At 55.2% G+C, this 10,131-nt stretch carries 7 protein-coding genes and 2 pseudogenes; 2 read left to right on the forward strand and 7 right to left on the reverse strand.

All coding sequences use genetic code 11. From position 1 onward, the window contains the following. The 7 genes and pseudogenes from DHN12_RS25020 to DHN12_RS24165 all read right to left on the reverse strand — a co-directional run. Window positions 1–266: pseudogene (locus DHN12_RS25020) on the reverse strand (IS481 family transposase); the annotation flags it as partial. A gap of 128 nt (window positions 267–394) precedes the next feature. Next, window positions 395–478: pseudogene (locus DHN12_RS24140) on the reverse strand (IS6 family transposase); the annotation flags it as partial. Window positions 479–667: 189 nt separating this feature from the next. Continuing rightward, window positions 668–1,171 (reverse strand): hypothetical protein, encoded by a 504-nt coding sequence (locus DHN12_RS24145; RefSeq protein WP_108862477.1) that lies wholly within the window; start codon window positions 1,169–1,171, stop codon window positions 668–670. A gap of 54 nt (window positions 1,172–1,225) precedes the next feature. Continuing rightward, entirely contained in the window at window positions 1,226–3,625 is a 2,400-nt protein-coding gene (locus tag DHN12_RS24150; protein ID WP_108862478.1) for a DUF1989 domain-containing protein, read from the reverse strand. A gap of 14 nt (window positions 3,626–3,639) precedes the next feature. Further along, window positions 3,640–5,622, reverse strand: coding sequence for a proline/glycine betaine ABC transporter permease (locus tag DHN12_RS24155; protein WP_108862479.1), 1,983 nt, complete (start codon window positions 5,620–5,622; stop codon window positions 3,640–3,642). After that, window positions 5,622–6,650 carry a glycine betaine/L-proline ABC transporter ATP-binding protein gene (locus tag DHN12_RS24160; RefSeq protein WP_108862482.1) on the reverse strand — a complete coding sequence of 343 codons (1,029 nt, stop codon included), beginning with the start codon at window positions 6,648–6,650 and terminating at the stop codon, window positions 5,622–5,624. The genes DHN12_RS24155 and DHN12_RS24160 overlap by 1 nt, the downstream gene beginning before the upstream one ends. 82 nt (window positions 6,651–6,732) lie before the next feature. Next, on the reverse strand, window positions 6,733–7,686 hold the full coding sequence (locus DHN12_RS24165) for an ABC transporter substrate-binding protein (RefSeq protein ID WP_108862483.1): 954 nt from the start codon (window positions 7,684–7,686) through the stop codon (window positions 6,733–6,735). Window positions 7,687–7,923: 237 nt separating this feature from the next. Between DHN12_RS24165 and DHN12_RS24170 the strand changes: the two genes are divergently transcribed. Both DHN12_RS24170 and DHN12_RS24175 read left to right on the forward strand, forming a co-directional pair. Then, window positions 7,924–8,859 (forward strand): LysR substrate-binding domain-containing protein, encoded by a 936-nt coding sequence (locus tag DHN12_RS24170; RefSeq protein WP_108862480.1) that lies wholly within the window; start codon window positions 7,924–7,926, stop codon window positions 8,857–8,859. 183 nt (window positions 8,860–9,042) lie between these two features. After that, on the forward strand, window positions 9,043–10,131 hold a 1,089-nt coding region (locus DHN12_RS24175), incomplete at its 3' end, for a formate--tetrahydrofolate ligase (protein ID WP_108862481.1).

A 10,131-nucleotide genomic window follows, 5' to 3' on the forward strand; every position in this document is an offset into this window, starting at 1 on the left:
GCTGTAGAGCATATAAACAGTCATCAAGCGGTAGCAAAGTATGACGCCAAAAGGCAACGATCACCGCCTCTTCATCTTTGCTTGGAACAGTCGATCTCGGCTCCTTTGGTCCTGTCCTCAACCGTTTGGCGCTTTCGCCGTCTGGAAACGGTTTTCACGTTGATTCCAGGTTCGCGGCTCAGCTCCGCGTTCAAAGCTTGCGATCGCTGTATTGTTGCGCGGATGACATGCGTTGTCGTGGCGCAGCCGTGACGTATCTGTCCCATAAGATTCCATCGAATGGATCGCACCATCAAACCTTCGGATCAATCAAGCCGTTTGATAAAACGATGATCATGTTCAATGATGTTAATCAAATATTTCCGGCTGACTTTATCAATCGGGATCGGGCCGCTGAAACTGAGTGCCGGATGTGGAAGAACACCGCATGCAGGAACACTTCTTTTGGAAAATGCGCGCCCTTGAATGAGATTGCCAGGGTTAGCCCTTGCCCAATTCCGTAGTGCCCTAACATGATGACCTCACCTCAGTCAGAGGGGTCAAAAGTTTGCGACAAAGCCACTATAGATCGCGGTTTCTGACAACGGACAGAATCTTGTACACACCCAAGGTGGTGGTGGCAACGCTGTTTTCACCGATCCCATTGGCACTAACGTCAGACAGGGTCTCAGTTGTTGTGCTCGACACTCAGGAAAACCAGTGTGCGCTTCTCTTGGCTCTTGTCTTTAATGGCAACCCGATAAACACGAATTCCGGCGTCCAACTCTCTAAGCTCATAGCTGTCAGGGTGATTGACATGAGGATCGTTTGGAGCAGGAGTACCGTCGCGGCAACGCGTCACTTCAGCCCATGTGTCTTGGAAGTAGCTTGTGGCCTTTTCGCTTCTGAACTGAAATTCCCAATAACATGAAACGCCGTTGGAATTACCCAAACCGTCGAATGGCTGGCATACGGACCCAACAGGCGCAATCCCGGTGTCGTCATAGCTTTCAAGTGCAGAAATTTTTGCGCATTCGGAAGCCAGCCCAATGGTCGGATGAACGAACATAACCGTCACAAGTGAAAGCCAAAAACTCAACGAGGCTCTATTGTGAGGTTCAAATTCAGATGCAGAAGCGGCGTAGACAGAACTCCTGTTGCCGCGCAGTTTTAGCACGGCCAACAATCGCATACGTTGCGCCCTGACAGGAGATTCTTTTTGACCAATATCTTTGCTAAAGAGTCGTCATTCTGCTGCATCAGGAACATCAACAATTGAATAGTTGCCCTTCACGCGTTCCTTTGTTGGGTCAAAATGAGGGAAAGGCACTATTTTGGCTTTCAGACGCTTTTGTTGGCCGTCCAGTTGCCCGATTTCAATGTCAGCTCCGGCGACGGCATGAGTGACCGAAACCCGGCCTAACGCAATAACCTTGCCCAGAACGGGTGATTTCATCGCGCTGGTAATCTCTCCAACCTGCGCCTTTCCTAAACGCACACAGTCGCCGGGCGAGGGGACCGTGCCGCCCTCAATCTCGAAACCGACCAGTTTGCGATGAGGATGGGTCTTGCGTTCTTCAATCGCTGCCCGCCCGAAAAAATCGTCGGGCTTTGATTTCAGTGGAACGGTGAAACCGATGCCAGCCTCAAAGGGATCGGTTTGATCGTCGAATTCGGATCCGGCAAAGATCAAGCCGCCTTCGATCCGCAACATGTCGAGTGCCGAAAGTCCAAGCGGAGCTATGCCATATTCCTGGCCAACCTCCCAGACGCGATCAAAGATCTCAACGGCATTTTTGGGGTGGCAGAAGATTTCATATCCCAGCTCACCTGAATACCCGGTCCGAGAAATTACGACAGATGTCCCCTGCACATCATCAACCCGAGCCACAGTAAGCCGGAACCATGGCAGTTCTTCGATCGTCGGTTGCTGAGGCGGTGTCCAAAAGATCTTGGAAAGGATGTCGCGACTGTACCGTCCTTGAACCGCAATGTTGTGCAATTGATCAGTCGAATTGCGCACCCAAACATTCATATTGCGTTTGAGGGCCTGTTCCTGCAGCCACAATCCGCTGGTATCATTCCCGCCGATCCAGCGGAAATTCGTCTCACCCAAACGATAGACGGTGCCGTCGTCGATCATCCCGCCATGCTCATAACACATAGCCGTATAGACGACCTGTCCAACGCTCAGCTTTTTCATGTTGCGGGTTACGCAAAGCTGCAACAGCTCTTCTGCTTCGGGTCCAACAACTTCGTATTTCCGCAAGGGGCTGAGATCCATAACAGCAACCTTGTCCCGGCAGGCCCAATATTCGGCAATGGCACCATGATTGGTCATCGTATTGGGCAACCAATAGCCGTTGTATTCGACGAAATCACGGGTGTGCCGTGCAAAGCAGTCGTGAAATGCAGTTTTCTTGGTTTCTTCCACATCCGCCTCCGCAGATTTTCTATAGCCATAGGATCGTTTGAAATCCTCGGTCGTCTTGTAGGTTCGCACCTGAATATCGGTTGGATTCCAGCCATTTGCTGGATCAATGTCGCAGGGACAGCCGGTGCTGACGCAGACCAGATCGGTCATCGCGCGCAATAAGACGAAGTCACCGGGGCGCGACCAGGGGTCGTCCATGCCAATGGCGTTGGTGTCGTCCAGCATCGTGTTGAAAAAGAAGTTGATCGCAGGCCAACCACCGCGTGGTTTGATGCCATACTGATCCAAGTCTTTATTGATATTGTCCGAGCAGTTCACGTGGCCGGGGTAACCGAGATCTTCATAATACCGCGCCGTACAGGCAAGGCCAAACGTGTCATGGCGTCCGCACGTATCCTGAACGATCTCTATCAGCGGTTCCTGATCTACTGACCAATACTTCGAAAAAATCCCCGGTTTCGGATACAAGCTGCCCATCAGGCTACGCGTTGTTGTCGGATCAATCTCGCGTTCGATCCCCTGATCCAGCGCTCGGCGGCTGAAGGCCTGAAAATCCGAGCACTCACGCCCGCGAACATCGACAATCTGGATGAACTCACCGGCCCTGACCTCGTACGAGTGGGCATTGCCCGGCTGAATATTGAAGTCCTTGAGCGGATCGGCCAGCGGTTCGGGTGGTCCCACATCGGGTTTTTCCAAACCGGGTGCAGAGCGCTGAATGTACAGGATGATATCCGTGGGAGGGTTGTTATCTTCGGGACGCATTGCCTTGCCGGGTGCAGCCACGATCAGAAGGCCATCACTTTCAGCGACGAAATGCACCATGTCGCCAGGGCGCGACCCGTCCATGAACGCCCGGATTGCGTCGCCTTTTCCGATGTCAAATCCGGCAATTTCCAAAGCGCGTAGCACTTTCTTGCCGGACGGCGATCCATTGGCCAGCGTCGCAATCAATCCCTCCGGTCGCCCGTGCCCTTGCGCGCCAAGCATGGCCGCATCGGAACTCCGGTCAGGGGCAAAGAAGACCATCTCGGCCGGTTGCATCCCGTCGCGGTCCAGCAAGGTTATCGTATCGCCTTTGGAGACCGGAACAGCGCGGGACCCCATTCCGGGGACCGGGTGGCGTTCCGTTCCATGTGGCAGGATCGGAAGGCCGGGGGCCAGAACCCCGCTGCGTTCGAACGGGACCTCAAATACGGGTTTTACGTTCATCTCCGAAACTCCGGTTAATCCAGTCCCAAAGCGCGCTTGCGCTTCTCGGCCCAACTGCTGATTGCCATGTCAAATGTCAGTGCCATCAGCGACACGTTCAGACCCAGCACAAAGTTCTTGCCCAATTCGGTGCCTGCCAGTGTTCGTTGCAGTTCCTGCCCCAGATCCTGCGTGCCGATGAAGGCGGCAATGATAACCATGAAGAAGGCGAACATGATTGCCTGGTTGAATCCGACCGCCATTGTCGGCAGCGCCAGCGGGAATTGCACCGACATCAGCTTTTGCCGACGGGTCGAGCCGGACATGTCTGCCGCCTCGGTCATTTCCGGCGGTACATTACTGAGGCCAATAATCGTGTAGCGGATCAGCGGCACGGCGGCGAAGATCAGGATTGAGAACACTACTGCCACATCATTGACCCCAAACAGCATGATCGCGGGGATCAGGTAGATGAAGCTGGGAAAGGTCTGCGCGGTATCGCAGGCCAGCAGGATGCTCTTGGACCAGCGGTTGGACCGGGCTGCAACAACGCCCAAGGGGATACCGATCATAGTCGCCAGCGCGACCGCTGAAATCACAGTATAAAGCGTGATGACCGACCGATCCCACCAGCCCGAGAACGCGACAATCGTAAAGAAGATCGCGGCGTAGATGCCGGGCTTTCGGCCACCGACCCAATAGGCAAAGGATACAACCAGCAGGATGAACGCGGGAGTTGGAATGGCGAGTAGCGTATTCCGGAACGGGATCAAAACCTTGACATTTAGGAACCAGCGCAGCCATTCGGTTGTGCCCTTGATCGCGTCTATGGCCAGGAACGACTTGATCGCCACGTCGATTTCCTTGCCCTGGCTGAGATGCTGCTTGCGACCAACTTCAGCAAGGATCGGGAACACCTGTGCCAGCAGAGTAAACCCAACAAACAGACCCAGCGCGACCAGCGAAATCTGGTGCCGTTTCCACCACGGTGTCCCGCGTTCGAAGTGCACCGGCTGCTTGACGACCCAGGCCTTTGACATCCGATCCAGCGTGACAGCCAGAAGGACGATGGTTACGCCAATCTCGAAAGAACGGCCCAGTTTGAAACTACCCATCATCGCCAGCAGTTTCGCGCCAAGTCCGGGCATTCCGATAAAAGCGGTCAAAACAACCATCGCAAGACACAGCATGATCACCTGATTGACGCCGACCAGAACCTCGGTGCGCGCGGCTGGAACGTAGACGTGGCGCAACATCTGCCAGCGTGTGCAGCCAGACATCTGGCCTGCTTCGATCACTTCGGGGCTGACCTTTTTCAGGCCCAGAGTGGTCATCAGGATCATCGGAGGGATGGCAAAGGTAATTGTTGCGACGGCCCCAGCTGTCGGTCCGACCTTGAAGAAGATCACCGCTGGCAAAAGATACGTAAAGAAGGGCAGGGTTTGCAGCACGGACAGGATGGGTTTCAGCAACCGCTCGAACCAACCGTATTTCCAGGCCGCGATGCCCAGTACCAGACCCAGCAAGAAAGCCAATGGTGCCGCAACCACGATGACGGACATCGTCTGCATGGCGATTTTCCACTGTCCGATTGCCGCGGTCCAGATGAAGGTGCCTGCGCCCAAGGCAGCCAACCGCCATCCACCAACGGCATAGCCGACGACGGCTGCCACTGCGGCAATCGCGGACCATGGGATCGGGCCCAGATAGGGCCAGCGACGCTTGCCCTCCAATAGGTTCGCCGAGGTATCCAGCAGAAACTCTAGCGGGCCTTCTGCAATAAAGCGGGTGACATAGATCAGACCTAGGTCGTTTTGAATGAAGTTGAAAATCGCGTCCAAAACCTGTGCCGTTGGCGGGATTGCAGCCTCAGGAATGCGATTCAGCCACTCGGGCAGAATGCCAATTGCCTTGGCCAAGATCAGTGCAAAAGCGGTGACCAGCAGCGCGGTTAGGACTTTGGTTTGCCCCCACGGGCCGTCCCTTGTGTCCGATATGTCGGTGGACAGCGTTGCCATCATTCCGCCCCAAGCAGAACATTCAAAGCGGTGTCACGTTCCAGAACGCCAGTGACAACGCCTTTGTCATTCGCGACCGGCAACAGTATGCGCTCGTCATTTACCAGTACCCGCGCCAATTCATGAATAGTCGAGCCGCCATTGATCGGCGCGCCTTCCAAGGCATGACCATTCACGGGCTTTGCAAGCCCCTTCGCATGTACGACCCGGGCCTTGTCGACATCTTCGGTAAATTTGGCCACATATTCGGTGGCAGGGTTCATCACGATCTGGTCGGGGGTGTCACACTGTTCGACCGCGCCGTTGCGCATTATGGCAATCCGGTCGGCTAGGCGCAGCGCCTCATCGAAGTCATGCGTGATGAAGACGATGGTTTTGCCCAGCATTTCTTGCAGACGGAGGAATTCATCCTGCATTTCACGACGGATCAACGGATCTAGCGCCGAGAAGGGCTCATCCAGAAACCAGATATCCGGCTCAATCGCCAGTGATCGGGCGATGCCGACCCTTTGCTGTTGACCGCCGCTGAGTTCACGCGGGAAATATTCTTCCCGACCTTCAAGGCCCACCAATTTGATGACCTCCAGTGCACGTTCGCGCCGGTCGTAGCGATCTTGCCCGCGCATTTCGAGCGGAAAGGCCACGTTGTCCAAAACCGTGCGATGTGGCAACAGACCGAAGGATTGGAACACCATCCCCATCTTGTTGCGGCGCAGCTCAATCAGCTCGCGTTCAGTCAGGCTCATGATGTCCTGACCGTCAACTTCAATCGTTCCGCCTGTAATATCGTGCAGGCGTGAAAAACACCGCACTAGCGTGGACTTGCCTGATCCTGACAGGCCCATAATGACCAGCATCTCGCCACGAGCGACCTCAATCGAGACGTCCTTGACACCGGCGATGTACCCATCCGCGCGGATCTCATCGAAACTGCGGCCAGCGGGCAGAGATTTCAGATAGCTCTCTGGCGAGGGCCCAAACAGTTTCCAGACGTTTTTGGCTGAGATGACAGGCGCTGAGGCGGACATGGCTGCCTTTCTTTCGTGTTGAGCGCGGCCTTGCATCGCTGAGATGTTCAAGGCCGCGCCAGTTTCGGTGGATGCAACCGGATTATGCCCTGCAGGCACTGATCCAAGGATCAATGACGGCGCGGTTGGCGTCCAGCCATTCTTCGGCTGCCTCTTCCGGCTCAAGCTCATCAGTGTCGACCAGCTTCGCCATCTCAGCAATCTGCGGGTTGGTGAAAGAAATCTCGGTCAGGGCGCAATACGCGGCCGGCCACTTGTCTTTCATGCCATCCCAAGCTGCCTTTTTCAGGTAACCCTCGGCAGGGTTGCCACAATCATACAGCGCTTCCGGGTTCGGGCCCTTGGCCGGATCCTTGTCGCACCCATCTTCCCAAGCTGGGAACTCAACGAACTCACCTGGCCAAACAGCTTCGGCGAAGTTTGGCGTCCAGTTAAAGACCAAAACCGGCGTTTTGTCGGCCTCTGCCGCGCCAATCTCAGCCCAAAGGGCTGCAGCGGAACCCGCGTTGATCACTGTAAAGTTCAGATCCAGTGCTTCGGCGCGTTCTTTACCATGCTTCAACCAGTCGACCGGCCCATCCAGATAACGGCCCTTGTCACCGGTTTCGGCTGTGGCGAACAGGTGCGCACAGTCGTTCAGTGCCTGCCAGTCAGGCAGGCCCGGGCAGGATTCCTTGGTCCACATCGGATACCACCAATCCTCGCGCGTGACCGCATCATGATCGCCCGCATCATGCAGACCACCTTTTTCCAGTGCTGCGCGGTAGGATGCACCAAAGGCACCTTCCCAGACTTCCATCTCCAGCGCGACATCGCCCAAACGTACCGATTCATAGACGGCCTGACTGTCGGTGGTGACATATTCTACGTTGTTGCCCATCTCTTCGAAGATCAGGCCTACAACGTTCGACATCACGATCTGGCTGGACCAGTTGTGAATGGGGATTACGATCGGGTCGCTGCTGTCTTCGGCAGCCGCGCCAGTTCCCGCTACTGCTGCCAAGGTTGCAGCAGAAAGTAGGTTTGTAAGTTTCATGTTTGCTCCCTGAGTGACATTCATTTTTGAGTTGAGGACTCTTCCGGCCCCGAATTCATGCATTCTGCCCAAGATCGTCTAATGTGCAGAACAGAAATTTGAGGGGCTTTGACCATAATTTCTTGAGGCTAATCCGACTTTTTGCTATCTTAACAGACAGTTGCATGATCGAATGCCGCCTGATGCGGGCAAATGTTTTTGATCGCGCCGTCGTCCAGCTCGGGAAAAGGCCCCCAAATGCCAAAAAAAGCGCCAGTCACCGGGAAAGTCTTGCCGCCGCTAGACTATTTGTTGGCATTTGAAGCCGCTGCCAAGGCACAGAGTTTTGCGCAAGCCAGCAAGGTGCTGAACATCTCAGAGACCGCAATCAGCCGCAAAGTACGCTTGCTGGAACAGCACTATGACGTGCCCTTGTTTGTAAGGGGGCATCGTTCTGTTTCCCTTACTCAGCAGGGTGCCATCCTGTTGGCGACCGTGGAAAAGTCACTGGACCTGATGCGGGATGTCAGCCGAGACATGCTGGCCAAGCATCAGGCAAATACGGTTTCGATCTCGGCGACCAATTCTGTTGCGTCTCTTTGGCTGATGCCGCAACTTCGCAAGTTCAACAAATCCAATGGCCGAATACGTATCTCTTTGGTGTCTTCTGACAGTGATGCAGAGTGTCTGTCAGATTCTATGGACCTGACAATTCTGCGGGGGGATGGCGACTGGCCGGGGTACGAGGCAAAGCTTCTGTTCGGAGAAACCGTTTTTCCGGTTTGCAGCCCCGAGTACCTCAAAAGTAATCCCAATGCCGCGGATCTTTCTGCGTTACCGGAACTTGACCTTATTGAGGTCACCAGCGCGCATGCAGAATGGATGACGTGGCGTGCGTGGTTCAGCGGCAATGGTGTATCAACATCATCAATGGAACAGGCAGTCGCGTTCAACACTTACCCATTGTCAGTACAGGCAGCGGTTGATGGATTGGGCATTGCGTTGGGCTGGGCCCATCTTGTTGACCCATTGCTTGAAAGCGGTGCTTTGGTCAGGCCAGTCCAGGGCGCATCGGTGCGAACTGAGTCGGGATATTACCTGCTGAAAAGGCCTTTCAACAGTGCTTTTCCAGAGCAGTTGATAGTCGAAGATTGGCTGCTGGGTCTTAGTGAAGGTCGGAAAAGATACGCCTGAATTGGGTTGTTGGTGGCTGGGCATTGATGGTGAGTTTGGCTGTGGGCTGTTTGGCAACTACAACTCGCGTATTGACCCAGGGGAATAATTATTTACTTTAAAGAAAAATAAACGAATCTGGGTTGGTGCGCTACCGATCCGGCCAAGACGTTGTGAGACTTTTCCAACCGGGGGTTTTGCCCAATGAGCTATAAATCGGACATTGAAATTGCGCGCGAGGCGCAGAAGAAGCCTATTCAGGAAATCGGCGCTAAGATTGGCATCGATTCTGCTGATCTGCTGCCCTATGGCCATGATAAGGCGAAGGTGAGCCAGGAGTTCATCAACTCGGTTCAGGGTCGAGAAGACGGCAAGCTGGTGCTGGTCACCGCGATCAACCCGACGCCTGCGGGTGAGGGTAAGACGACCACAACCGTTGGTCTGGGTGATGGTCTGAACCGCATTGGCAAGAATGCGATGATCTGCATTCGCGAAGCCTCGCTGGGCCCGAACTTCGGCATGAAGGGCGGCGCTGCAGGGGGCGGTTACGCGCAGGTTGTGCCGATGGAGGAAATGAACCTGCACTTTACCGGGGATTTCCACGCGATCACCTCGGCGCATTCGCTGCTGTCGGCGATGATCGACAACCACATCTACTGGGGCAATGAAGCCGAGATCGATGTACGCCGCGTCGCATGGCGTCGCGTGGTCGATATGAATGACCGTGCCCTGCGTCAGATCACGGCGTCCCTGGGTGGTGTGTCGAACGGCTTCCCGCGCGAAACCGGCTTTGACATCACCGTGGCGTCCGAGGTCATGGCGATCCTGTGCCTGTCCAACGACCTGAAGGATCTGGAAAAGCGTCTGGGTGACATCATCGTGGCCTACCGCCGCGACAAGACCGCTGTTTACTGCCGCGACATCAAGGCCGAAGGCGCAATGACCGTGCTGTTGAAAGACGCGATGCAGCCGAACCTGGTGCAGACGCTGGAAAACAACCCGGCATTCGTCCACGGTGGCCCGTTCGCCAATATCGCGCACGGCTGTAACTCGGTCATTGCCACCAAGACTGCTTTGAAAGTGGCTGACTACGTTGTGACTGAGGCTGGCTTTGGGGCCGATCTGGGCGCTGAGAAGTTCATGAACATCAAGTGCCGTAAGGCGGGCATCGCGCCGTCTGCAGTGGTGCTGGTTGCCACCGTGCGTGCGATGAAGATGAACGGCGGCGTTGCCAAGGTCGATCTGGGTGCGGAAAACGTCGACGCGGTCAACTCAGGCTGTGCCAACCTAGGC

Origin of the sequence: Ruegeria sp. Alg231-54 (assembly GCF_900143525.1) — a bacterium.
Lineage (GTDB): Bacteria > Pseudomonadota > Alphaproteobacteria > Rhodobacterales > Rhodobacteraceae > Ruegeria.

What these genes read in the sequence shown, in the direction of transcription:
- DHN12_RS24145 (WP_108862477.1), bottom strand. Translation starts at nt 1,171, where the DNA reads ATGCGATTGTTGGCCGTGCTAAAACTGCGCGGCAACAGGAGTTCTGTC.
- DHN12_RS24150 (WP_108862478.1), bottom strand. Translation starts at nt 3,625, where the DNA reads ATGAACGTAAAACCCGTATTTGAGGTCCCGTTCGAACGCAGCGGGGTT.
- DHN12_RS24155 (WP_108862479.1), bottom strand. Translation starts at nt 5,622, where the DNA reads ATGGCAACGCTGTCCACCGACATATCGGACACAAGGGACGGCCCGTGG.
- DHN12_RS24160 (WP_108862482.1), bottom strand. Translation starts at nt 6,650, where the DNA reads ATGTCCGCCTCAGCGCCTGTCATCTCAGCCAAAAACGTCTGGAAACTG.
- DHN12_RS24165 (WP_108862483.1), bottom strand. Translation starts at nt 7,686, where the DNA reads ATGAAACTTACAAACCTACTTTCTGCTGCAACCTTGGCAGCAGTAGCG.
- DHN12_RS24170 (WP_108862480.1), top strand. Translation starts at nt 7,924, where the DNA reads ATGCCAAAAAAAGCGCCAGTCACCGGGAAAGTCTTGCCGCCGCTAGAC.